Here is a 23,658-nt window from a genome sequence, read left to right as displayed (position 1 = left end):
CTCCACTGACTTATCGGCCAAGGCTAGCGTCCTGGCCAGCTATTGGAAGGAGATTGCTATGTTTGAATTGTTGATGAGTGCCGACATGATGGTTCCGGACCCAGATGGGATGACGGAAAAGCTGGTGGACAAGCTCGGCATTTACAAGCACGAGCGCTGGCGTCAAGCGTTCGACAATCATCCGTACATCGCGCATTTTCTGCGCGTGCACAAATCCTTGGCGGTGTCGCCCACGCGCATCGAGCCACAGTGGCACCTGGACCGGCCCAACCCCGGCGACCCGCTGTTCCACGATTTCCTGGAAAGCCTGAAGGACTTCCAGGGCCACCATCGGCCGATGATTACTCACTCCATCGTCCTGGCGCTGCATGGCGACAAGTTCGATGCCCTGGTGGACAAGTTGATGCGTCGTCGCCTGCCGTTCCGCATGGCTCAACGCACCCCGGAAATGCCGTTCGACCGCCTCTGGCTGGGCGCTACCCCGGAAAAACCCTATTACCAGCCATCGGTGGATGGCGGCCTGTGCATTGAAATCATGCCCACCGAGCCGTTGCAGATGCCGCCGGAAACCTACCAACTGCCGCCGATGCAGCCGCGCGACCTCAAGCCTGGCGACATGGTTCGCGTCACCGCCCGTGGCTTCTTAGTGCGCGACCTCGACGAAACCCTGCGTAAGGTCTCGACCAACCTCGACTGGGAGCCGAGCGGCCCGGTGGAAAGCATCCGCAGCGAAGGCTATCGCCGTGCTCGCATGGGTTTTACCGTGCCCAACAGCGCCACCCTCGACGTGCTGGAAGCTACGTACTGGAACACCGACGCCGGCCACTATGTGAACAACTGGGGCCCAGGCCCGTACTACATCCGCATCGGTGTTAACGACCTGGCGGCCAAGGCTGAAGACCTGCGCGCACGCGGCACCAAGTTCCAGTGGATTGAATCTTCGGAAGCGGTCGGTGGCCGCGCATTGATCAAGATCGACCCGCAAGAGCTGGATGGCCAAGTGTTCGAGTTCGAGGAGTGCCCTGCATGAGCGCAGAGCAAAACCCAACGTCCTCTGTAGTGATCAACGATGCCGTGCGCCTCGAACGTGAGGCCATGGTCGGTTGGGTAGTGTTGACCCGTCCGGGGCAGATCAACGCCATAAACGACGATATCCGCGTAGGCGTGCCACAGGCCCTGGCGTTGCTGCAGATAGACCCTGACATCCGCGTCATTGTCATTCGCGGCGAAGGCGAGCGCGGCTTTTGTGCCGGTGCCGATATCAAGGAACGCCGTGTCCCGGAGACCAGCTTGCAAGTGCGCCAGCGCATGGAAAACGCGCGCTGGATCGAAGCCCTGGACACTGTCGCCAAACCGGTGATTGCCGCTATCCATGGTTACTGCATGGGCGGTGGCCTGGAACTGGTGCTGGCTTGTGACATTCGCTTCGCCGCGCCGAACGCCGTGTTCGCGCTGCCGGAAACCGGCCTTGGCCTGATTCCCGGTGGTGGCGGTACGCAGCGGTTGTCCCGCGTGGTAGCGCCTGGCCAAGCGCTGGACATGCTGCTCACCGGCGACCGCATGACAGCCGAACAGGCGCAGCGTATTGGCTTGGTCAGCCGGCTGGCCAGCGACAACGGCCAGTTGCTGGAGGAGGTGCGCGCCTTTGCTCAGCGCATTGCCAGCAAGCCACCCACGGCATCGGCCTTTGTAAAACAGGCTGCCCGCGCAGCTCTGGAACTAGACCTCAAGAGCGGTTTGAACCTGGAGCTGGACCTGTTCGCCTTGCTGGCCCCCACCAAGGATGCCCGCGAAGCGGCTCAGGCGTTCAGCGAACGACGCGAACCCCGTTTTACCGGCGAATAAACAGCCGACTGAAAACAAGAAGGAACAGGGTATGAGTACAGGAAAACTGGCAGGGCGCGTGGCGATTATCACCGGCTCCGGTGGCGGCCTGGGCGCCGAGTGCGCACGCGTATTGGCGTCCCATGGCGCAAGCATTGCCGTGGTCGATATCAATTTTGATGGCGCTAGCGCAGTGGCTCAATCGCTGATTGCCGAGGGCCATCAAGCCCTGGCGATTCGCACGGATGTATCCTCCGAAGACGATGTGCAAGCGATGGTCGCTCAGGTTAAGCAGCGTTTTGGCCGCATCGACGTGTTGCACAACAACGCCGCGATTCTGAATGCCGAACAACGCCAACTCGACCGCGACTTCGTCAACCTCGACATGCAGGCCTGGGACCGTGCTATCGCCGTCAACCTGCGTGGCGCGGTGCTGTGTACCAAGCATGTGATTCCGGTGATGCTGGAGAACGGCAAAGGCTCGATTATTTTCGCCACCTCGGGCCTGGGCATGCAGGGCGATATGTCCCTCACCGGCTACGCCACCTCCAAGGCCGGGTTGATGATGCTGCCGCGCATGGTGGCCTCGCAGTACGGCAAGCAAGGCATTCGCGGCAATGCCGTGCAGATCGGCCTGGCGCCTTCCGAGCACGCCATGCCCGAGCCGCTGCTGGAAATTCTGCGGGACAACCACTGCACCGCCGAGCTCGGCACACCCCGGCAGATCGCTGACGTAGTGGCGTTCCTGGCCAGCGATGAATCGTCGTTTGTCACCGGCACCACGCTGGTCGCCGACGGTGGTTTCAGCAGCCATACGCCATCGTTGGTGGCCGTGCGCGCGCTGTTCGCACAGATGGGCCGTACCGGCATGTAGCTCGTTGCTGCCACGGCGTGCTCGTTGCGCGCTATGGCTCATCTTTGCAGCCACTGCCGCCGTGGGCCGCTGTGGTTGAACTTCGACATGGAAGCATGTAATGAACCAGAACCAACAAGCGGGAAACACCGACTTCGATGTGATCGTAGTCGGCGGCGGCACCAATGGCCTGTCGGCAGGCTGCTACCTGGGTATGGAAGGCAAGAAAGTGCTGGTGCTAGAGGCGTTGGACAAGGTCGGCGGTATGGCATCGTCTGGCTACCTGATACCCGAAGCGCCCCAGCACTTGGTTCACCCCTGTGCCCTGGACATGATGTCGATGCGCGTGCACTCCCATGTGCTGGCCGAGCTGGAACTGGAGCGCCATGGCCTCAAATCGGTGGAGCTGGCGCCGGGTTATATCTACCTGCATCCGGATGGCCAATCACTGATCTTTTGGCGCGACCGGGAGAAAACCGCTGCCGAGATTCGCCGCTTCAGCAGCAAGGACGCTGAGGCGTTTCTTGAGTTCATGAAGGTCATCGACATGTTCCTCGACATCGCCTTGCCGATGATGCGGGTCGACCCGGCCAAGCTGAACCTCGGTGTGAAGCTGAAGATGCTCGGTACCGCGATTAAGCACAAAGCCTTGAAGCCTGAACTGATGGCCTTGATGACTGGCTCCGCGCGGCAAGCGGCTCGCGAGCGTTTCGAGCATCCGGTGACGATTTCCGCCATGTGTGCACTCACTGGCCTGGCGGGTGATATCACTGCCGATGGCGGTGGCATCTATTACGCCTTGCTGGGCTTCCTCCATCGCTTCGGCGTGGGCCGAGTAATAGGTGGCATGCAACAGTTGAGCAATTCCATGCGGGCGCGCCTGGAAGAACTAGGCGGGCAGGTGCTGGTGTCGGCGAGCGTGAGTGAAATCGTCGCCAAGGACGGCCAGATCAAAGGTGTGAAGCTAGCCGATGGTCGTGAATTCACTGCGCGTGCGGTGATCGCTGGCTGCCACCCGAAACCGGCGCTGGATATGGTTACCAGTGGCGAGATCCCCAAGCATCTGCTGACCCGCATCGCTATGGCGCCAGCCAACGGCAAGGGCTCCGGCCCACTGAAGGTGGACGTCGCCCTACGTGGGCAGATTTCTCTGCCACGTTTTGCCGCAGCGCGCGGCGACGACGTGGACCTGCGCAAAACCGTGATGCTGATCGGCACCGAAGAAGCGGTGCTGGAAAACTTCTCCGCCTGCGCCCGTGGCGAGGTTCCCAAGCTGCCCTATATCACTGTGGCCGCACCGAGCGCGGCCGACCCCTCACAGGCGCCGGCCGGTCAAGATGTGCTGTACATCTACCCGCCAGTGATGCCGGTGAACCCCAACGAAGGCTGGGACGCGCTGCGCGAGCGGGTCGCCGACCAGGTGCAGGAACAGCTGTACGACTACATCGACGGCATCAAGGGTCAGGTGATTGGCCGGCATATCGAAGCCGCACCGGACTTTACCGCGCGCTTGAACACCGTAAATGGCTGTGTGGTGCATATCGACACCACCTCAATGCGCTCCAGCACCATGCGCCCTGCGTATGGATTGGGTGGCGATACCTTGCCGGTGGCTGGCTTGTATCTGGGCAGCGCCGGCATTCATCCAGGCGGTGGGGTGAACGGCATGGCCGGGCGGTTGGCGGCTAAGCGGGTGAGCAAGTATTTGCAGAAAAACGGGTAATTGATTCGGCTGTAGGGCGGTCCGTCTGCGGATCGCCCAGGTTGGTGTGACGCTGGCGGCTGTTAAAGGCTGTCAGCGTTTTTTTCTGCACCCAACGAAATACTCGCCAACACAAAGTCCGCCGAATACTCCCGCCAGGTCGCCATGCCTTCTGCTGAGTTCGTATCCACACCGGCGAGTGCGGACATCGAATAGCTATTGGTGAACCAGCCGGTGGTCACCAGGGAAGCGCTGGCCAGCAATAGCCGAGGGTTTATCCCGGCTCGGAAATCGCCACTGGCCGCTCCGCGCACAAGTATCGCTTCCAGCTTGCTGATGAGTGCCGGGGCTAACTCGAGAAAACGGTTGCGCGGTGTCTGGTGCGCATCATGGTAGCGGATGCCTTCAAGCGCCAGGCTGCCCAGAAAGGGGTCGAAGCGGTATTGGTCGAAGAAGTGGTTGAGCAGGGTGCGCATGGCCAATGGTGGGGCCAATTGTTCGACATTCAGGTTCACCAGCTCGGACATGATGTTGTCCGAAGACTCATCCAGCACCGCCACAAACAAGCCTTCCTTTGAGCCGTAGTAGTGGTAGACCAGCTGCTTGGTAACCCCGGCGTCGCGGGCAATTTCTTCCACTCTCGCGCCTGCCAGGCCCTTGCTGGCGAACTCCACCCGCGCCGCGGCGAGCAGGCGATTCATGGTGTTGCGTTTGCCCTGTTCGCCACCTTCTGCCGTCTTGCCCTTTACCGCCACTTCGCACTCCTCATGCCGCATTGGCCGTGTGATTCATACCTTGAAGCATTTCCCTCCAGGCCTCTTCGTTTGACCCTAGGTCAAACGAAGAGGCCTGCCGGTTCAGACGCTAGCGCTTACCATCGGTTGGCAGGTTGGGCGAAGGCCACAAAACCTGCTGGCAAGCTCAAACGCCGAGGGTCCGCAGCCGGACAGTCTTGGTGCGATGAAGAATAAAAACAAGAGACTCGTCGATGTCACACCTGCAGTTACCGGTTTGCTGGCCTTTGGTTTTCGACCCCGTTGCTGTTGTCGCGCTGCGTTTTCGCGAGTCTCGCCAGCCAGAAGAAACTAGTTCCCCGATGTCGCTGCGCGCAAGGAGTTTCAGTGTGCAGCCGATGGCAAACGACAGGAGATACTGATGAACAACGAAAGCGCCGCACTGGACCTGGCAACCGCCTATTCCGCCGTGTCGGAGATGTATCGCGGTACAGACTTGGACATCCATGCGGTATGCCGCGAACAACGGTTGAAATCGCCAATCTACGAAGGCGACTTCATCACCCAGTTCGGTGTACCCACCAATGCTGGCACCCAACAGGGCACTCGCCCGACCTACGCCTTGTTCAAATATCAGGACGTGATGACCGTGTTGCGCGACGGTGCCACCTACACCAGCGGATTTATTGCCGAAGGCTTAGGGGCGTTTTTCGATGGGCTGATCATTCTGGCCATGGACGGTGACGAGCACCGCAAAGTACGCGCCTTGCTGCAACCGGCGTTCATGCCGGAAACCGTGAACAAGTGGCGACCGCAGATCGACCAGGTTATCCGTGAGGAATACATCCAACCGATGCTGCCGGCGAAAAAAGCCGACCTGATGAAATTTGGCCTGGAACTGCCGATCCGCATCATGTATGCGTTGATGGGTTTTCCCTCCGACGAGCCTTCCAAATACAAGCAATACGCCGCTTGGGCACTGGCCATCGTCGGCGGCAATCAGATTGATCCGAACAAGATGGTTGAAGCGCGGCGCCAGGCCGGTATCGCAGTGAAAGGGCTGTACGACGCCCTCGCCGAGGTGGTGAAGCAGCGTCGCGCCGAAGGCAGCCAGGGTGACGACGTGGTTGGCCGCTTGCTGCGCGCCGAATACGAAGGCCGCACCCTGGATGATCATGAGGTCATCACCTTCACCCGTTCGCTGCTGCCGGCCGCCGGGGAAACCACTACCCGCATGTTTGGTTCGGTGATGACCCTGCTGCTGACCACACCGGGGTTGCTGGAGCGGGTGAAAGCCGATCGCTCGCTGATTGGCAAACTAATGGACGAAACCACCCGCTTTGAACCGGTGGCCACCTTCAAGGTGCGTGAAACAGCCAAGGAAGTGGAATTTCACGGCGTGAAAATTCCAAAAGGCTCGTTCGTGCAATGCATGGTGGTGTCCGCCAACCGTGACGAAGACGCCTTTGAAAACCCCGATGTATTCGACATCGACCGCAAACCAAAACCTTCCTTTGGCTTCGGTTTTGGCCCGCATATGTGCATCGGCCAATTCGTTGCCAAGGTGGAGATCAGCTGCGCGGTCAACGCCATCCTCGACCTGTTCCCGAACCTGCGCCTAGATCCCAGCCAACCGGCACCGGAGATCGGCGGAGCGCAACTGCGCGGTGTGTCCAAGCTCCCGGTGATCTGGGACTGATACAGACCACGGCACTGCAAGCTCACCTTAAGCCTTACAAAAACAACAGAGGGCACTATGAGAACGTTCAGAACCATTCCAGAACGCGGTGATTTCGGCTTTCAGCAGTTGGTTGGGCCGCACAAAGTTACCGGCGCCTCCATGGCTGCCGAGCGAGGCTTCTTCGGCCTGCAGTTGAGCAAGAGCTCTCCATTCGGTTCGGTGCGCGATGAAGAGGGCAATATCTATTCATTCGTGCGTTCGCTGATGGCCCCCAACGGCACGCCAAACCCCACAAAGTTCTTCTACCTGAACAACCAGGTCGACAACGCCAACCTGCGCATGGACTACGAGAAGATGGCCAAGCAGGCCCTGACACCGATGCCCGTGCAAACCCTGGAAGGCGATACCGTGCGCTGGACCAACCAGCCCGGTGAAGCTGGCAATGTCTGGGAAATTACCGCCAACAGCGAGCGCCTGACTTGGAAAGAAGATGGGTTGTTCCACCTCGAAGGCCGTCTACTCGGCCCAGGTTTGCAGTGGTACTTGCCGGGCGTGGATTGGGGCACGTTCTACGTCTCCCAACTCTGGGATATCTCCGGCGTGTGCGAAGGTCGCCCGGTAAAAGGTGCCATGGCGCTGGATCAGTTCTACATGGCTGAAGGTGGCGCCATTCACTTCAAGAAAGACTTGGTGGTGAACAACAACAAGCATGTGATCTGGTGGTCGTTCGTGACCGTTTACAAAGACGGCACCTGGGATACCGGCTCGTTCATGGTCGGTCACGACCACCTGGGTTACGCCATCTTCAACAATGAAAAAGGTGAAGTACGGGTTACCACCGATATCGAAGGGCAAACCGTGCACAAGGACGGAAGCTACTTCCTGAAGTCGGCCAAGATCGTGCTGGAAGGCAAGGAAGAGTGGGAATTCTTGCCGGACGAAAAAGGCGAGATGATCGACTTCGTTGGCGGTTTCCCCATTACTGCCCAGCAAGAAGGGCGCTGGCGCCGGGTTGGCGATACCCGCGAACCGTCGCACTGGCTGGGTTGGGGTGAGTCGGACCGACGCAACGGTTCGGCTCGTAACGTGCCCGGTAAAGATCTGTAAGCCGCAGCAATCCGCCGGGCAGTGCTTAACTGCCCGGCGTACAGCACCTCAACTAATAAAAACAATGAGGAACCGCGATGAAATTCCGCGACAAAGTAGTGCTGGTCACCGGTGCCGGCCGCGGCATGGGGCGGGCAATTGCCCTGGCTTATGCCCGCGAAGGCGCCAAGGTGGTGGTGTCGGCGCGTACCGCTAAATATGGCGAAGAAACCATCGAGCAGATCATCGCCCTAGGCGGTGAAGCCTGCCTGGTGGGCGGCGATATCGCCGACCGTGACGCGATCAAGTCCATGGTGGCGGGCGGCGTCGAGCGTTTCGGCGGTCTGGACATCGTCGTACATTGCGCTGCAGATACCAGCCATGGGCTGATCGCCGAGATGGCCGACGACACCTTCGATCACATTGTCCGTAGCAACATCCAATCGTTGTTCTGGTTGGCCAAGGACAGTGCCCCCTATCTCTCGAAAGCCGCCGACAAAGGCCGGCTGATTTTCATCTCCTCTGGCGAAGCCAACCGCAAGTACACGCCACGGCTTATTGCCTACGGTTCCAGTAAGGCCTTTATGAATGCCTTCGCCCGTGGCCTAGCAGTGGAATTTGGCGCCATGAATATTCTGGTCAACGTGGTCGAGCCGGGGTTGATTGGCACCGACCATATGCTCGAAACCCTCGGCAACGAGCTGCCGCACAAGTTGGCCGCGCATTTCCCAGTAGGGCGTTTGGGCGAGTCGGCGGACATTGCCAATGCTGTGCTGTTTCTGACCTCCAACGAGGCGTCCTATATCACCGGCACCTCGTTGCTGGTGGACGGCGGCGCCACCATGGTGGCGTTGCCCAAGGTCGAAGAAATCCTCAAGGGCCATTAAGCATGTCGCGCATCCGCGATCGGCGGCATGCGCCGGGAGTTAGCTCATGACTACGGATTCAAGCAACAACACCGCCCATGGCGGCAATGATTTCTCCGAATTCAAATGCGGCTGGCGCGTGGTGCTACTGGGCTTGTTCGGTATCTGCACCAGCATCACCGCAGCCTTGTTATATGCCTTCGGCACTCTGGTTATTCCGCTGGAACAAGCCTTCGGCTGGAGCCGTGGCGACCTGCAGGCCTCGATCACTTTTCTGTTTGCCGGGGTGGCGATATCCACCCAAGTGGTCGGCTGGCTGTACCGCCGCTACGGCATGCGCCGGGTGGCGATTTTTTCCATCGTGCTGCAGATCGTCGGGTACTTCGCCATTACCCAGATCCAGGGCTCGATTGGCTGGTTGTACTTGGCCTTTTTCACGATGCCTATCGTCTGTGCCGGCACCATTGCGATTACCTGGACACAACTGGTCAACCTCTGGTTTGAACGTAACCGTGGCCTGGCGCTGGCGGTGATTCTGTGCGGCACCGGTTTGATGGCCATGGTACTGCCGCCACTGTTGTCGCGACTGATCGCTGCCTATGGCTGGCAAGCCGCGTTTGTTGCGCTGGGTGCTATGCCATTGCTGTTCACTCTGCCCTTGTCGTTGCGGTGGTTGCGCATGCCGACGGAACGCATCAGCACCGACGCGACCACCCAGAAGAAGACCTTGGAACTGTCGGGCATGACCTTCAAGCAAGCGCTGCGCTCAGGCATGTACTGGGGCTTTAACGTGGCGCTAATTCTGTCGGTATCGCTGACTGTGGGCATGGTCACCAACATGGTACCGATGCTGCAAAGCAAAGGCCTGAGCGCCCAGGACGCGGCCCAGGTGTTCAGCACTTTCGGCATCTCCATCATTGGCGGGCGCTTGCTGGTGGGTTACCTGCTGGACCGCTATTCGCCGTCGTTGGTTGCCGCGGTGAGCCTGGCGTTGCCGGCGCTGGGCTGCGCGATGTTCCTATTTGGTGGTGCGCAAAACACGCCACTGTTGGTGGTCGCGACCTTGTGCATCGGCGCCGGCGCCGGCGCCGAGTTTGACCTGGCCGCGTTCTTAATGGCGCGTTATTTCGGCCTCAAGGACTACGCGCGGATCTTCGGCCTGCACCTGTGCCTGATCACCATTGTTTCCGGGCTGGTACCGATGTTTTTCGGTCATCTGTATGACGTGTACGGCAACTATTCGGCGGTGCTGGTCTGCTGTTTCTGCTGCGCGATTATTGGCCCGACCATTTTGCTGTGGCTGAAGATGGAACCAGCCTTTATTGCCCGCCAACGGCAAATGCAGCAACAACAACAGCACGCCTAACTTAAACAGGATGAACACGATATGAGCATGGACAAACAGGCAATTGAACACTTCCTGCACGGCCAGATCGACTGCTGGAACAAGGGCGACAAAGAAGGTTTTTTTGCCCATTACCGCAGCGTCTCCGCCAATGGCTTGAGTATCGAATACGTTGGCAAGCCGCAGCACGACGCCTGGCAAGTGTTGGAAGGCATGTGGGCGCAACAGCAGCCGAAGATTCGCGTCGAGGTGCGCCAGTGCATCGTTAATGGCAACGAAGCGGCGTGCCATCACCTCAATGCGTTCCGTGAGCAGGAAGGCGGCATCGAGACGATGGAGTTGTATCGGTTCGAGGATGGGAAGTTGTTCGTGCGATATTTCATCAATATGTAATGGGTGAATGGGTTATTCGCCCCACAGAGATTCGTAGGGCGAATAACCGCACAGCGGTTATCCGCCGTTACACCCCATCCGTGGAATACGACAACTCCCGCCACTCCTCAATCTCCGCGAGCATCTTGCCGAGCTTGCCACTCACCTGCTGGTAAGCATCCGACCCCGCCAAGTAACGCAACGGTGCCTTGTCACTGGCGGCCAGTTGCACCAGCGCATCACCGAGTTTGGCCGGGTTACCCGTCTGCTGGTGATTATAGGCCGCCGAGGCACCTTTGACCTTGGCGGTGAACGCTGCGTAATCCTCCAGCCCCCGCGCACCAAATACGGCGGAGCTAGGGTCGAGGAAGTCGGTACGAAATACACCCGGCTCTACCAGGGTGACCTTGATGCCGAACTGCGCCACTTCCTGGGCCAGGGATTCGGAAAAACCTTCCACGGCAAATTTCGACGCGCAATAAAGCGCCGCACCACCCATACCCAAAACACCGCCCACGGACGACACGTTGAACACCTGGCCGCTGCGTTGTTGACGCATGACCGGCAGTACGGCGCGGCACACGTTGAACACGCCGAACACATTGGTGGCGAACTGCTTGTCGGCGTCGCTGCTGAAGTTGTCTTCAAAGGGTGCCAGTTGGCCGTAGCCGGCGTTGTTGACTAACACATCGATGCGGCCAAAACGCGCTACAGCGCTTTGCGCAGCGGCCAGCGCCTGGGCTTCGTCGCTGACATCCAGTGCCACCGCCAATACGCGCTCACCGTATTCGGCAAAGACCTTTTCCAACGGCTCGATACGCCGGCCACTGACTACCACTCTGTCACCATCGGCCAGCGCGGCTTTGGCTATCGCAGCGCCGAGGCCACGGGCTGCACCGGTAATAAACCAGACTTTGTTCATTGCATCGCTCCAGCAATTACGAAAAAGCCGCGCTCAGCCCTAAGGCTGGCGCGGCTGCGGGCTTGGTCGGTAAAGGGGCGGTCAGTCGCGGTTGGCCGCTTCCCAGGCTTTCAGGTCGAAGCCATCGGCGGCGGCTATGGCTGCAGTCAGCCGGGGTGCGCGAACGAGGATTTTGCGCGCGGCCATGTGGTCACCCATGCGGTTGCAGGATTCCACCGCCACTAAACGGTCGTTGCGGAAACACAGCACAGAGAGTTGTTTGTCCTGGGCGGACCCCAGGCTAACTGTGCTGTCGTAACCGTTGGAGAGGCCGGCAATTTGCAGCTTCAGGTCGCCTTGATCGGTCCAGAACCAGGGCAGGGCGCTGTACGGCGCCGGTTTACCCATCAACCGTGCGGCCACTGCGCGGGCCTGATCGATAGCGTTTTGCACCGACTCCAAGCGTGTGTGTTGTTCATCGTTTTGTAGGCAGGGAAAACTGGCGACGTCGCCCAAGGCAGAAATCTGCGGGTCAGAGGTAAGAAGGTTGGTGTCCACCTTGATGCCATTCTCAATGGCCAAACCGGCCTCGGTGGCCAGTTGAGCGTTGGCAATCACCCCGATGCCAAACACCACCAGGTCGGCGGGCAGGCTGCGGCCATCGTTGGTTTGCACCGCGCAAACCTTGCCGTTGTCGCTATCGATGCGACTCAGGCCCTGGCGGAAATCGAAATGTACCCCCCAGTCTTCATGGGCTTGGCGAAACAGCTCGGACATCTCTCGCGACACGGCCCGGGCCATTGGCCGCTCGCCTAACTCCAGTACATGCACATTGGCGCCCAGAGCAGCAGCTACGGCGGCGAATTCAAGCCCGATAAAACCGGCGCCAACTACCACCACATTGCGCGCTTCTTTAGCCAGCGGCGCCAAGGCATCGGCATCGGCTTTGGTTTTAATGCCGAACACTTGCGGCAAATCGGCACCGGGCACTGGCAGCGGGCGGTTGTGCGCACCAGTGGCCAATACCAGGTGGTCGTAACCGACTGCCGCGCCCGAGGCCAGGACTACTCGACGGTTCAGGCGGTCGATGGCGGTGGCCTGATCGTGCAGCAGGTCGATGCGCTGGGTGGCGTAAAAATCGGCAGGGCGAAACAGCAGATTGGTTTCCTGGATCTTGCCAAGCAGATACGCCTTGGACAGCGGCGGGCGCTGATAGGGCAAGCCAGGCTCATCACCGATCAGGCTAATGCTGCCTTCGTAACCTTCCTGGCGCAGCGAGGCAGCTACCTGAAAACCGGCTTGGCCAGCACCGACAATAACGACTGAGGCGAGGGTCATGGGAACTCCTTGATGCGCATTCAGAATTGCGACGAAGGCAAGTGTAGAACCATGCCGTCCATTTCTTCGCTGATGATCAATTGGCAGCTCAAGCGGCTGTTGTCACGACGCTCGAAGGCGTACTCGAGCATGTCGTTTTCCATGCTTTCTGGCGCTTGCACTTTGTTCAGCCAGGCCTCGTCGACATAGGTGTGGCAGGTGGCGCAGCTGCACGCGCCACCGCAGTCCGCTGGAATACCGGGTACCGAGGCAAAGGTGGCGGCCTGCATCACCGATTGGCCGATGTCACCTTTAACCTGATGTTCGGTGCCGTTGTGTTCGATAAACGTCAATGTGGGCATGGTCTGCTCCGGTTCTTCTAAGGAGGGGCTCAGGAATGGCTGGGTAGCGCGTGCGCGTTGAAGCGCGGCAGGCGCCCGAGGGTCAGCAGCAACAGCGGGCCGACCAGGCAGCAGGCGGCGCTGTACACCAGCATCGCGGTGTAGGAACCGGTGCGGGCGAGCATGAAAGCGAACAGCAGCGGCGCCAGCGCCGAGGCCACGGTGTTCAATCCTTGGTGCACGCCAAACAGGCGGCCGTATTCGCGCAGGCCGAAGTAGCGGGCAATAAGAAAGGCGGCGATATCAAACTCCGCCCCAGCACCAAAACCGACCAGCACCGCGGCCAGCATGAGGGGTGCAAATTCAGTGGTACCGCTCAGGTAGATGAAACAACCGACGGCGGGCAGCACCAGGCTGACCGCGGACACCGCTGGCGGCCACAGGCGGTCCAGCAAGTAGCCGATCAACATGCGGCCGAAGATCAGCGAAATACCAAAGCAGCTGAAAATGGTGGTGGCATCTGCCGCTGAAAGCCCCTTGGCTTGCAGCATCGGTACGGTGCTGGTGACCATGCCGACAATCGAAGAAATCACCAGGCCGAGCGCGAGGTTGCAGGTCCAGAACTTCAGCGAACCCATGCCTTCACGAAAGCTCACACCCGGCAGCTCAGCGATGGCGCTGCCGTCGTCGTGGCTGCCAGCCGCTGTGGGTAGCTTGAACCACAACAGAATCAGCGGCAGCAGCACCAATAGGTTGAGTAAGGCGAGAATCACAAATGCCGCACGCCAGTCCCACTGTTCAATGCCCCAGGCCATCAGTCGGGGAATGGTGGCAGCGGTGAGCCCGGTACCGGACAGGCCAATGGCTAAGGCCAAACCACGGTTGCGGTCGAACCACAGGGTTAACAGTTGCGTCCAGGTCACCGCCAGCGCGCCCATGCCAACGATGGGCAGCAAAGCGAAGGCGATGTACATCGACCAGATCGATTGGGTCAGTTGGGTGGTGGCCAGGTAGCCGAGCGACAGCAACAGCAGTGAGATGACGGTGACGCGCTTCATGCCGAAGCGAAGGTTGAACCAGCCCACCAACTGCAACGACACCACTGCGCCGCCAAATAGAAAGGTAATACAGGCCTGCAGTTCACTGCGGCTCCAGCCAAAGGCATCGCCCAGCGGCACCACCAAGGTGCCAAAACCGTAGAGCAGGGCGGCGTTGATGCTAATGGCAACGCCTGAGACAGACAAAATGAGGATTTTCCAGCTCTGCCGGAATTCCTCAAGGTCGATCGCCGCTTCGTTTTTCGAAGGGTGCATGGGGTTGGCTTCCTTATAGGTTTTGTTGAGCCAAGCGCTGCATTGGGTGCTGGTTAAGCCACCGTTTATTGATTCCGCTTACAGAATCCAATCGTGTATCCAGACTAAAAGCGGAAATTTCTCTTTGTCTAGCGGAGCTATCTGACTCACAGACAAACGAAATTTCTGCGCTGCAACCACCTTTCAACCACTCTGGTTTCTGTCGTGTTCAACATCCCATTGCTTGGAGCCCATTTGGATTCCGCGACTGATGTTCTGCACCAACGGCTGACTATCAGCATATCCGCGCTAAAAATTAATTGCACATAAAATAAATAAGTGTTCATAATTTGCCAAGGCTGAACCTGGTGAGGAGAAAAAAATGAGTTCAGAAAAAGCGCAATTCAAAGCCGTGGCAGACCGTAGCCGCTGCTGTGGTTACGGCTTGTGTGCCGCGATTTGCCCAAGCGTGTACAAGCTCGATGCCGATGGCCTGGTGTACTTCGACGACGCCCGTGTTCCGCCGGAGCTGGAGGAAGAGGCCCGTGAGGGCGCTGCTGCCTGCCCGGCAGAAGCCATCTGGCTGGAACCCATCACCTCCGAAGACGAAGCCATTTGACTGCGCGAACGCCAGTCGCAACGTGATAACCACTGAGTTGAGGAGGTGCTGATGGGACGTTTACAAAACAAAGTCGCCTTGATCACCGGCACCGGTGGTGGCCAAGGCCGCGCCGCAGCGCTGCGCTTTGCCCGCGAAGGGGCGATTGTGGTCGGTTGCGACTTCGTCGCCGAAGGCCACGAAGAGACCGCAGCATTGATGCAGGCCGAAGGCTTTACCCTGTACGGCTCTGCGCCCGTGGACCTGGGTGACCACGAACAGGCCAAGGCGTGGGTCGATGCTGCCGTCGCCGAGCATGGGCGCATCGACATTCTCTACAACAACGCCTCCGCCGCACGTTTCGGGTTGGTCAGCGAGCTGTCGATTGAAGATTGGCAGTACACCATGCGTAACGAAATCGACCTGCTGTTCTATACCACCAAGTACGCCTGGAACCATTTGGCCGAGCAGCGCGGGGTGATCATCAACGTGTCATCCACCGCGGCATGGGGTGGCTCGAAAGTCGCCGGTATTTCCGCCCACTCGGCTGCCAAAGGCGCGGTGGTGTCCTTCACTCGCCAACTGGCTGTGGAAGGGGCACCGTTCGGCATTCGCGCAGTCAGCCTGAGCCCAGGCTTTGTCGCCACACCTGGCACCCGACCGTTTCTGGAAAACCCCAAAGCCCGCGCGATGCTGCTGGACGGCGTATTGATGGACCGCCCCGGCGAGCCTGAAGAGATTGTGAACCTGGCAGTGTTTGTTGCCTCGGATGAGGCCTCGTTCATTACCGGCTCTGACTTTGTCATCGACGGCGGTTTGCTGGCGATATAGCTCGCGCGGCGATAGTGCAGGTGCCACTGGCACTGCTTCATCTCGAACAAGAACAAGGTGAACAACGTGGACATCATCGGTATCGGTTACATGGGCTTCGAAACCCCCAACCTCGATGCGTGGCGTGAATACGGCCCGCAGGTGATGGGCTTTGAGATTGGCAAGAACCCCGAGAGTGACCCCGACTCGCTGTATTTCCGCATCGACGACCGCCGTCATCGCTTTGCTTTCCACCCGGGCAAGATCGATCGCATTGCCTACATTGGCTGGGAAGCAGTAGGGCGCATGGCCTTTGAAGACGGCATCAAGAAGCTTGCAGCGGCGAATATCGAATTCACCCGTGGCGATGCTGAACTCTGTGAAGAACGCGGTGTGCGTGAGCTGATCCGCTTCCGCGACCCCGTGGGTTACCAGTACGAACTGTTCTACGGGCAGAAGTGGTTGCCACGCTCGTTCCAGCCAGGGCGCCCGCACAGCGGCTTTTTAGCTGATGAGAGGGGCGCCGGCCATGTGGTGTTGATCACTCCGGACTACACACCGGAACTGGAAAATTTCCTGCTCAACGTGATGGGTTTCAATTGGTATGGCGCCGGCGCCGGCAAAGGCCGCACCGGTTTCTTCCGCGCCAAACTCAACCATCACACCAGCCATGACATCGCCTACGGCCACGGCCCAGGCCGCATGGGCGTGCAGCATGTTGGGCTGTTTGTGAAAAATGTGCGTGACGTGGGCGAAACCTACGACATCGTGCGCAAGCGCGAACTGCCGATGATGATGACCCTCGGCCAACATGCGCAGGACCCGCACCTGTCGTTCTACCATTTCAACCCGTCCGGCTTTGCCTTCGAAACCATTGCTGAAATCGAGCCGTGGCAGGGCGACCCCTATGAGCTGAACCCGGAAAAACTCAGCCTGTGGGGCCATGAGATGGTCGGCCCAATTCTCGGCCCTAGCGTGAAAACCCCGGAAGAAGTGCTCGACGCCGAGTACCTGCCAACGTACCTGGCCAAGCACTGATATGCGCCTGGCGCGGGTAGCGGTGGCCGGGGAAGCGTTCTGGGCCCTGCTGGAAGCTGAAACCTATCGCCTGCGGCGCATTCGCGCGCCGTTCGCCAGTTGGGCGGGGCTCAGCCCAGCGGCTGCGCTAGAGGCGTTCGAACTTTCAGCCGAGCGCTTGCCGTTGTCTGCCGCGCAGCTGCTACCGCCGCTGGAACCGGGCGGCCGCGTGTTTGGTGTTGGCCTCAATTACCTCAGCCACCTCAAGCGTCTGGGCAGCGATGCGCCGGCGCACCCGCTGGCGTACATGAAGCCGGAGTCGGCGCTGATTGGTGCCAACGACGAGATCAACTATCCGCCGCTGACCACCCAGCTCGATTACGAGGTGGAACTGGTGGCGGTGGTTGGTCGGCCATTGCTGGACGAGCCCAATGCCAGCGCCTGCCTGCTGGGCTACACGGTGGGCAATGACGTCAGCGCGCGGGATGCGGGCAAACAGATTGGGCGTTTGGACCTTTTAACCCAAAAAGCCATGGATCGCACCACGCCGGTCGGCCCCTGGATTGTCAGCGCCGATGAGCTGGGCGTAACCGGGCAGCCCGCGCTCAATATGCGTTTGTGCGTCAACGAAGAACAGCGTCAGCAGGACAACACCCGGCAGATGATTTTTGCCCTGGATGAACTGCTTAACTACCTGGACGCGCGCATCAGCCTGCGCCCCGGCGATCTGGTGTTTACCGGCTCCAGCCATGGTGTGGGGCTGGAAACCGGACGTTTTCTCCAGCCTGGCGATCTGGTCGAAGCCGAAATCAAAGGCATCGGCCGGCTACGCAACATGGTGGCGATGCCACGCAAATTAAGCCCCGCTCGCCAAGTCGGACGCCTGGGCCAACCACTGGCCCAATAAACACTGCAGTTTTTAACGGTTCACGCTGAGGAGTGATGATGAGCGAGGGGTCGGCGTGGGCGCCGTTTCGCAACAAAGCGTTCCGCGGCTTATGGCTGGCAGGCGCGATAGTTAACCTGGCGATCTGGATGCAGACGGTGGGCGCCGCGTGGATCATGACCACGCTGACATCCTCGGCAGCCATGGTTTCGCTGGTGCAAACCGCCGTGACCTTGCCGGTGTTTTTGTTCGCGCTGCCGGGCGGGGTGATTGCCGACCTGGTCGACCGTCGCCGTTGGCTGATCATCACCCAGGCCATGATGGTATTTGCCGCGATGGTTCTGGGGGCTTTGGCTTACAGCGCGTATCTGGAAGCGTGGGGTTTGCTGGCATTCACCTTTCTGCTCGGCACGGGCAGCGCCTTGGGCATGTCGGCCTGGATGGTGACCATGGTCGGAGTGTTGTCGCGTGACCAAGTGCCCGCAGCGGTGTCGTTGAACGGCATCGCCATCAATGCCACTCGCGCACTAGGCCCGGCGTTGGCGGGGGCGTTGATCGCTTATTGGAATACCACCTCGGTATTTCTGGTCATTGCTCTGTGCATGTTTGCAGTGATGGTTTTTCTCTTCCGGCTGGCGCCAACGTCGCGCTCAGAAGGCTTGCCGCCAGAAACCTTGAGCGGTGGCATGCGCAGCGGCCTGCGCTATATCCGCCACTCTGCCGTATTGTTCAGTGCACTGAAACAGGTGTTGGTATTCACCAGCAGCGCCAGCGCCTTGTGGGCGTTGATGCCGCTAGTGGCCAAGCAGGAACTGGGCATGGATGCCGGCGGCTACGGTTTGCTGATGGCCTTTCTCGGCGCCGGTGCGGTGTTGGCTGCACTCAATTTGCCGCGCCTGTACCGCGTACTTAGCCTGCAACGGCTGATTGCCTGCGGGGCGATTGCGTTCTCGGCGGCCACATTTACTGCCGCGCTGTCGCCTAACCGCTACGTGGTGTGCGCGATGATGCTGTTCGCCGGCTTCGGATGGATGGCGGTGAATGCGACCATTTCGACCGTGGTGCAAACCTACGCCGCCAACTGGGTGCGTGCGCGAGTGGCGTCGGTGTATGTGCTGACGTTAATGGGTTCGATGGCCGCCGGTGGCGCTGTGTGGGGTGCGCTGGCGGAATTCGTTGGGTTGAATCAGAGCCTGTTGCTGTCTGCTGTGCTGTTGCTGGTCGGTATTGTTCTGACTCGTAACGGCCGGGTGGAGCTGGGCCAGGAAGCCGACTTCGCCGAGGTACAAGTCACTGACAAATTGCAGCTGGCCAGCCCGGTATCGCACTCAGAAGGTCCGGTGTCGGTCGAGATCGTTTACCAGGTGCCAGCCGAAGACCTCGATGGTTTTCTTACCGCCGTTTATACCGTGGGCAAATCCCGGCGGCGCAATGGCGCGCAGAACTGGCGGCTGTACCGCGATATGGCGGACCCGCAGCTGTACAGCGAGCGCTTTATTGTCGAATCCTGGCTGGAATACTTGCGCCAGCAGGTGCGGGTGACTCAGGCGGACCATGCCCAGGAACGGCTAATCGAACGTTTTCGCCGCGAAGACCTGCAAACCCGCCGGCTGATCTATCAGCCGCCAGCGAAACAAACCAGCTAATGCGTTCGGGTAATTCCCAGATAAAACTTTGACGGCGAGCTTCGTTCTCAGGCTAGAATGCCGGTAACATTAAGTTACCGGGATGTGGCATGGACTCCTCTGACGTCAACGACAGCACCAAATCGGCCAACGCGGTAATCGTCAAACCGGTTTCCAACGCTATACGCATCCTGCGTCACCTCAGCCAGGTAGGCACACCGGAACGCTCGGTGGACATTGCGCGGCAGTTGTCGATAAACCCCAGCACATGCTTCAACATTCTGCGCACCCTGGTGCAAGAGGACGTGGTTGACTTCAGCGCCATGTCCAAGCGCTACTCCGTAGGCCTTGGCCTGGCGCGTTTAGTGGAGCAACTGGTGACCCAGGGCCACCGCGTACAAATGGCCAAACCGCTGCTGCAAAACCTTGCCGCACGCCTGCGGGTGACAATCACTCTCTGGCGGAGGATGAGCGCCGACCGCATCGTGATTGTCAGCTCCGCCGCCAGCCCCACTGATGTGCGTATTGACATGGCCGAAGGCCAACGCCTGCCGATTTTGATGGGTGCCAGCGGACGATTGTTCGCCAACCAGATCGACCTTGATGACCCCTTGGTACAAAGCGGCTTCGAGAAAATTCGCTGGGCCCGGCCGTTGTCGCTGGAGGAGTATCGCGAACAGGTGAAACTGGCCTCCGAGCGGGGTTGGGCCATGGACGACGGGCATTTTTCGGTGGGGATTCTCGCCGTCGCGGCGCCGATTTATTCGCCTTCCAACAACATCGATTTCACTGTTTCTGCGGTGATGTTCCGTGGTCAACGCGACGAAGAGGGCCTTGCCGAAATGGGCAAGGCCCTCATCGAGTTCTGTAACGAAGTGGCTTGCGTTCTCTACTGAGGCGCGCAGTTACTCGCGGACCAGCAGCAAGCTGCCGCCGAGTGGACCACCACCCGCGGCCACCGTACTGACACGATGTTCGCTGGTTTGCCGGCCCTCGGCACGCCCCCACAGTTGCAGGCAGGCTTCGTGCACGTAACCCAGGCCGTGGGTACGTCCGCCTGAGAGCTGCCCACCGTTGGTGTTGATTGGTAGCTGGCCGTCCAGGGCAATGCGTTTGCCGCCCTCGACAAAGGCTCCACTTTCGCCGGTGGGGCACAGGCCCAAGGCTTCCAGCCAGATCAGAGTTAGAATCGAAAATCCGTCATACAACTGCGCCGAGTCGACATCCTGCGGGGTGTAGTCGGTGCGCGCCCACATCATTTGGCTGACATCGAAGGCGGCCATCTTGGTCAGGGAAATCTGGTCCCATGACCAGGGCTGGTTCAACGCGGCGCCCATGGCTTCGATGCGGATTGGCTTGTTCGGCAAGTCCTGGGCAATATCACGGCGCGACAGGATGATCGCCGTGGACCCATCGCAATGCACATCGCAGTCGAACATGCGCAGCGGCGAGGAAATCATCCGCGAGGCCATGTAGTCGTCCATGCTCATGGGGGTGCGGTACACCGCCTTGGGGTTGCGCATGGCGTTCTGCCGGCAGGTGAGGGCGATTTGCGCCAGCTGCTCGGGCCGGGTGCCGTACTCATGGAAATGGCGCTGGGCATACAGCGCCATCAGGTTGATGCCCGACTGCACATTGAACGGCGTGAACCATTGCCAGGCGTAGCTGCTGTCGCGGCCCTGGGTCTTGTTGGTCAGCGCGCCAGCTTGTTTGTTTACCGCACGGGCCGAGGCCTCGGTGATGGTGCGAAACACCAGCACGTGTTTGCACAACCCAGCGGCAATCGCCATGGCGCCATTGATCACGCCGGTAAGCGGGCCGGGCCCTTCATAACCTCCGCCGAACCAATTAACGTTGAGGCCCAGGGCGCTTTTCAGTGCGCTGGGGCCTACTGGCGAAAACGGGTCGCCATTGTTGTTATCGCCGGGCCAGCAGGCCACACCGTCGATATCGCTGCGTTGCAGGCCGGCATCGCTTATGGCTTCCAGGCAGGCGTCGAGGGTCAGGCGCATGGCCGACTTGTTCGACGGCCGACCGACTTCCGACTGGCCAATACCGGTAATGGCCACGTCTTTTTCATAACGATGGTTGAACATCACTGATCCTTCTCGAACAGAGGCAACCAGACATCCTCAACATTGAGGAAGCTGACCCGTACCGGCATGTCGATATGCACATCGATGACCGGTATGCCCACCACGTTGCTGACGAACTGCAAGCCGGCTTGCTCAGCCAACTCAATAATCGCCACCACATAGGGAACGTCCAGGTCGGGCGTCCACGCCTGGTAGTTGATGGTGTAACTGAGCACTTTGCCTTTGCCGGACACCACCTGGGGTGCCACCTCGAAGCTGGCGCAGTGCGGGCAGAGCGGGGTAGGCGGGTGAAAAAACCGGCTACACGAGGTGCAGTGGTGAATGCGTAATTCGCCCTGTTCGCCGCCTTGCCAGAAGGCGCGGTTGTCGGCGTTGAGTGCAGGTAGTTTTCTAGGCATCAGCGGTCCGCAGGCAATTGTTTGACTTGAAGTCACACAGTATCATTTGTACATATATTCGAAAAGTGTCATATATTTGCACCTACAAAAGCGCGGATCGACCGTTCGCACCGCAAAACAACATGCCGTAAAACAACAACAAGAGGATTTCGCTATGTCCCAGTCATTACTGGACAAGAGGGTAGTCGTCACCGGTGGTTTTGGTGCCCTGGGCAGCACACTTGGCAAGCTTCTGCTGGCGCGGGGTGCGCGGGTGGCGTTGCTTGATCGCAGCGAGGCGCCCGCAATACTGCTCGATAGCAAAAACTTGCTGTGCCTGGGTGGCATCGACCTGACTTCTGCCGAGTCTGCCAGCGCTGCGTTTCAGCGTATTAACAGCGAACTGGGTGGGATCGATGGCCTGGTCAATGTCGCCGGAGGCTTCGCCTGGGAGACAGTCGAAGGCGGCAGCCTGGATACCTGGGATCGTCTCTATCAAATGAACGTGCGCACGGCGGTGGTCAGCTCCCAAGCGGCGCTAGCCCATCTGTTGGTGTCAAAGGCCGGACGCATTGTCAATATCGGCGCCCTGGCCTCGGTAAAAGCCGCCATGGGCATGGGCGCCTATGCAGCCTCCAAGGCAGGCGTGGCACGGCTAACCGAAGCGTTGGCGGAAGAACTGAAAGACCGCAACGTCACCGTTAACGCCGTGTTGCCAAGCATTATCGATACCCCCGCTAACCGCGCCGATATGCCGGATGCCGACAGCAGCCGCTGGGTAACTCCGGATGCTTTGGCGGCCGTGGTGGCGTTCTTGCTCTCTGACGAAGCCGCTGCCGTTACCGGCGCCTTGTTGCCAGTGAGTGGCCGAGTATGAGACTGGTGACCTTCACAGACGCTATCGGCATAGACCGTGCCGGTGTACTGCTTAACCAAGACCAATTAGTGCTGGACCTGCAACGGACGCATCATCTGCTGAAAGGGCACGATAGCGCGGCGCTGGTCAGCATTCTGGCCTTGGTGGAGGCGGGTGAACCGGCGTTAGAACTGGTTCGCTGGCTGGTCGCCAAAGCCCCCGCTGAGACAATTGTTGAGCGCAGCGAGGTGAAATTGCGTGCGCCCATCCAACCGCCACCACAAATGCGCGACTGCTCCTGCTTTGAACTGCACCTGCGGCAAAGCTTTGCGGCCGCTCGCCGCGCCAGAGCCCTGCGCACCGAAGACCCGGAAGCCACGTTGAAAGCGATGAATACTCGGGCCGACGACCGGGTGATCGAAACCTTCAACAAGCAACCGATCTACTACAAGGGCAACCGCTTTGCCGTGATTGGCAACGACGATGAGTTCCTGTGGCCAAGCTTTAGCCGAGCGATGGACTTCGAGTTGGAATTCGGTTGCTACATCGGCAAGCGTGGCAAGGACATCAGCCGTGGAGCGGCCCGTGAGCACATCGTTGGCTACACCATCTTCAACGACATGAGCGCCCGCGACGCCCAGGCCTTGGAAATGCCCGGCATGCTTGGCCCAGCCAAGAGCAAAGACTTCGATACCGCCAACATCATGGGCCCCTGCCTGGTGACCGCCGACGAGTTAGGCGACCCCTATGACCTGAACATGATCGCGCGGGTAAACGGCGAGGAGTGGGGGCGTGGCAATACCCGCGACATGCGCTGGACCTTCGAAGATGTGATCGAGCATGTGTCGCGCTCGGAAACCCTGTACCCCGGCGAGTTTCTTGGCTCCGGCACGGTCGGCAACGGCTGCGGCCTGGAGCAACTGCGCTATTTGAAACCCGGTGATGTGGTCGAACTGGAGATTGAAGGCATTGGCGTGCTGCGTACCCAAGCCGGTAACAAGGCGCCCGCCAAGAACTGAACGCCGGGCACCGATAGAATGAATTCACTTACAAATAGCAGGTGAGTTCTATGTACAGAA

At 59.6% G+C, this 23,658-nt stretch carries 24 protein-coding genes; 17 read left to right on the top strand and 7 right to left on the bottom strand.

Translation table 11 applies throughout. The features are described from left to right. Nucleotides 1–58: 58 nt before the first annotated feature. The 4 genes from AC3IYG_RS11180 to AC3IYG_RS11165 all read left to right on the top strand — a co-directional run bounded on the left by AC3IYG_RS11180 (nucleotide 59) and on the right by AC3IYG_RS11165 (nucleotide 4,400). Entirely contained in the window at nucleotides 59–1,030 is a 972-nt protein-coding gene (locus AC3IYG_RS11180) for a VOC family protein (protein WP_489313770.1), read from the top strand. Next, nucleotides 1,027–1,845, top strand: a complete 819-nt coding sequence (locus AC3IYG_RS11175) for an enoyl-CoA hydratase/isomerase family protein (protein ID WP_489313769.1) — start codon at nucleotides 1,027–1,029, stop codon at nucleotides 1,843–1,845. Before AC3IYG_RS11180 ends, AC3IYG_RS11175 begins: the two co-directional genes overlap by 4 nt. A gap of 31 nt (nucleotides 1,846–1,876) precedes the next feature. Continuing rightward, the gene (locus AC3IYG_RS11170; RefSeq protein ID WP_489313768.1) at nucleotides 1,877–2,698 is read left to right on the top strand and encodes an SDR family NAD(P)-dependent oxidoreductase; all 822 of its coding nucleotides are present in this window, start codon (nucleotides 1,877–1,879) and stop codon (nucleotides 2,696–2,698) included. A 100-nt stretch (nucleotides 2,699–2,798) separates the two neighbouring features. Then, nucleotides 2,799–4,400: a phytoene desaturase family protein gene (locus AC3IYG_RS11165; protein WP_489313767.1), complete on the top strand. Its 1,602-nt coding sequence runs from the start codon at nucleotides 2,799–2,801 to the stop codon at nucleotides 4,398–4,400. A 62-nt stretch (nucleotides 4,401–4,462) separates the two neighbouring features. Here AC3IYG_RS11165 and AC3IYG_RS11160 read toward each other — a convergent pair whose 3' ends face one another. Beyond that, nucleotides 4,463–5,080: a TetR/AcrR family transcriptional regulator gene (locus AC3IYG_RS11160; protein WP_489313893.1), complete on the bottom strand. Its 618-nt coding sequence runs from the start codon at nucleotides 5,078–5,080 to the stop codon at nucleotides 4,463–4,465. Nucleotides 5,081–5,534: 454 nt separating this feature from the next. Between AC3IYG_RS11160 and AC3IYG_RS11155 the strand changes: the two genes are divergently transcribed. From AC3IYG_RS11155 to AC3IYG_RS11135, 5 genes are all read left to right on the top strand, one after another. After that, nucleotides 5,535–6,812 carry a cytochrome P450 gene (locus AC3IYG_RS11155; RefSeq protein WP_489313766.1) on the top strand — a complete coding sequence of 426 codons (1,278 nt, stop codon included), beginning with the start codon at nucleotides 5,535–5,537 and terminating at the stop codon, nucleotides 6,810–6,812. A 57-nt stretch (nucleotides 6,813–6,869) separates the two neighbouring features. Beyond that, on the top strand, nucleotides 6,870–7,901 hold the full coding sequence (locus AC3IYG_RS11150; RefSeq protein WP_489313765.1) for a hypothetical protein: 1,032 nt from the start codon (nucleotides 6,870–6,872) through the stop codon (nucleotides 7,899–7,901). Between the two features lie 77 nt (nucleotides 7,902–7,978). Then, on the top strand, nucleotides 7,979–8,767 hold the full coding sequence (locus AC3IYG_RS11145; protein WP_489313764.1) for an SDR family NAD(P)-dependent oxidoreductase: 789 nt from the start codon (nucleotides 7,979–7,981) through the stop codon (nucleotides 8,765–8,767). 46 nt (nucleotides 8,768–8,813) lie between these two features. Further along, nucleotides 8,814–10,112 carry an MFS transporter gene (locus AC3IYG_RS11140; protein WP_489313763.1) on the top strand — a complete coding sequence of 433 codons (1,299 nt, stop codon included), beginning with the start codon at nucleotides 8,814–8,816 and terminating at the stop codon, nucleotides 10,110–10,112. Between the two features lie 21 nt (nucleotides 10,113–10,133). Then, complete coding sequence (locus AC3IYG_RS11135) at nucleotides 10,134–10,484, top strand: nuclear transport factor 2 family protein (RefSeq protein WP_489313762.1); 351 nt, start codon at nucleotides 10,134–10,136, stop codon at nucleotides 10,482–10,484. Between the two features lie 67 nt (nucleotides 10,485–10,551). Here the strand turns inward: AC3IYG_RS11135 and AC3IYG_RS11130 are convergent, their stop codons facing one another. The 4 genes from AC3IYG_RS11130 to AC3IYG_RS11115 all read right to left on the bottom strand — a co-directional run bounded on the left by AC3IYG_RS11130 (nucleotide 10,552) and on the right by AC3IYG_RS11115 (nucleotide 14,335). Continuing rightward, nucleotides 10,552–11,385 carry an oxidoreductase gene (locus AC3IYG_RS11130; RefSeq protein ID WP_489313761.1) on the bottom strand — a complete coding sequence of 278 codons (834 nt, stop codon included), beginning with the start codon at nucleotides 11,383–11,385 and terminating at the stop codon, nucleotides 10,552–10,554. Between the two features lie 81 nt (nucleotides 11,386–11,466). Continuing rightward, nucleotides 11,467–12,702, bottom strand: coding sequence for an NAD(P)/FAD-dependent oxidoreductase (locus AC3IYG_RS11125; RefSeq protein WP_489313760.1), 1,236 nt, complete (start codon nucleotides 12,700–12,702; stop codon nucleotides 11,467–11,469). 20 nt (nucleotides 12,703–12,722) lie between these two features. Then, complete coding sequence (locus tag AC3IYG_RS11120) at nucleotides 12,723–13,043, bottom strand: 2Fe-2S iron-sulfur cluster-binding protein (protein WP_489313759.1); 321 nt, start codon at nucleotides 13,041–13,043, stop codon at nucleotides 12,723–12,725. Between the two features lie 29 nt (nucleotides 13,044–13,072). Continuing rightward, nucleotides 13,073–14,335 (bottom strand): MFS transporter, encoded by a 1,263-nt coding sequence (locus AC3IYG_RS11115; RefSeq protein ID WP_489313758.1) that lies wholly within the window; start codon nucleotides 14,333–14,335, stop codon nucleotides 13,073–13,075. A gap of 361 nt (nucleotides 14,336–14,696) precedes the next feature. Here AC3IYG_RS11115 and AC3IYG_RS11110 point away from each other — a divergent pair, with 361 nt between their 5' ends. The 6 genes from AC3IYG_RS11110 (at nucleotide 14,697) to AC3IYG_RS11085 (ending at nucleotide 20,146) form a co-directional block, all read left to right on the top strand. Continuing rightward, nucleotides 14,697–14,933: a ferredoxin gene (locus AC3IYG_RS11110; protein ID WP_489313757.1), complete on the top strand. Its 237-nt coding sequence runs from the start codon at nucleotides 14,697–14,699 to the stop codon at nucleotides 14,931–14,933. A gap of 51 nt (nucleotides 14,934–14,984) precedes the next feature. Further along, nucleotides 14,985–15,743 carry an SDR family NAD(P)-dependent oxidoreductase gene (locus AC3IYG_RS11105; protein WP_489313756.1) on the top strand — a complete coding sequence of 253 codons (759 nt, stop codon included), beginning with the start codon at nucleotides 14,985–14,987 and terminating at the stop codon, nucleotides 15,741–15,743. A 66-nt stretch (nucleotides 15,744–15,809) separates the two neighbouring features. Further along, a complete protein-coding gene (locus tag AC3IYG_RS11100) occupies nucleotides 15,810–16,760 on the top strand; it encodes a VOC family protein (protein ID WP_489313755.1) in 951 nt (316 codons plus the stop codon). A 1-nt stretch (nucleotide 16,761) separates the two neighbouring features. Further along, a complete protein-coding gene (locus tag AC3IYG_RS11095) occupies nucleotides 16,762–17,646 on the top strand; it encodes a fumarylacetoacetate hydrolase family protein (RefSeq protein WP_489313754.1) in 885 nt (294 codons plus the stop codon). Between the two features lie 38 nt (nucleotides 17,647–17,684). Continuing rightward, nucleotides 17,685–19,271 (top strand): MFS transporter, encoded by a 1,587-nt coding sequence (locus tag AC3IYG_RS11090; RefSeq protein ID WP_489313753.1) that lies wholly within the window; start codon nucleotides 17,685–17,687, stop codon nucleotides 19,269–19,271. A gap of 89 nt (nucleotides 19,272–19,360) precedes the next feature. After that, nucleotides 19,361–20,146, top strand: a complete 786-nt coding sequence (locus AC3IYG_RS11085; RefSeq protein ID WP_489313752.1) for an IclR family transcriptional regulator — start codon at nucleotides 19,361–19,363, stop codon at nucleotides 20,144–20,146. A 9-nt stretch (nucleotides 20,147–20,155) separates the two neighbouring features. On the opposite strand, the gene AC3IYG_RS11080 is transcribed toward AC3IYG_RS11085, so the two are convergent. Further along, entirely contained in the window at nucleotides 20,156–21,346 is a 1,191-nt protein-coding gene (locus AC3IYG_RS11080; RefSeq protein WP_489313751.1) for a thiolase family protein, read from the bottom strand. Then, nucleotides 21,346–21,744 carry a Zn-ribbon domain-containing OB-fold protein gene (locus AC3IYG_RS11075; protein WP_489313750.1) on the bottom strand — a complete coding sequence of 133 codons (399 nt, stop codon included), beginning with the start codon at nucleotides 21,742–21,744 and terminating at the stop codon, nucleotides 21,346–21,348. The genes AC3IYG_RS11080 and AC3IYG_RS11075 overlap by 1 nt, the downstream gene beginning before the upstream one ends. A 154-nt stretch (nucleotides 21,745–21,898) precedes the next feature. Here AC3IYG_RS11075 and AC3IYG_RS11070 point away from each other — a divergent pair, with 154 nt between their 5' ends. Next, nucleotides 21,899–22,600, top strand: coding sequence for an SDR family NAD(P)-dependent oxidoreductase (locus AC3IYG_RS11070; RefSeq protein ID WP_489313749.1), 702 nt, complete (start codon nucleotides 21,899–21,901; stop codon nucleotides 22,598–22,600). Beyond that, complete coding sequence (locus AC3IYG_RS11065; RefSeq protein ID WP_489313748.1) at nucleotides 22,597–23,598, top strand: fumarylacetoacetate hydrolase family protein; 1,002 nt, start codon at nucleotides 22,597–22,599, stop codon at nucleotides 23,596–23,598. Before AC3IYG_RS11070 ends, AC3IYG_RS11065 begins: the two co-directional genes overlap by 4 nt. The last annotated feature ends 60 nt before the right edge of the window (nucleotides 23,599–23,658 follow it).

This window comes from Pseudomonas sp. KH_027, from assembly GCF_057838565.1.
Note: the sequence above shows the minus strand (reverse complement) of the source record. Positions and strands in the feature narration are given on the sequence as shown.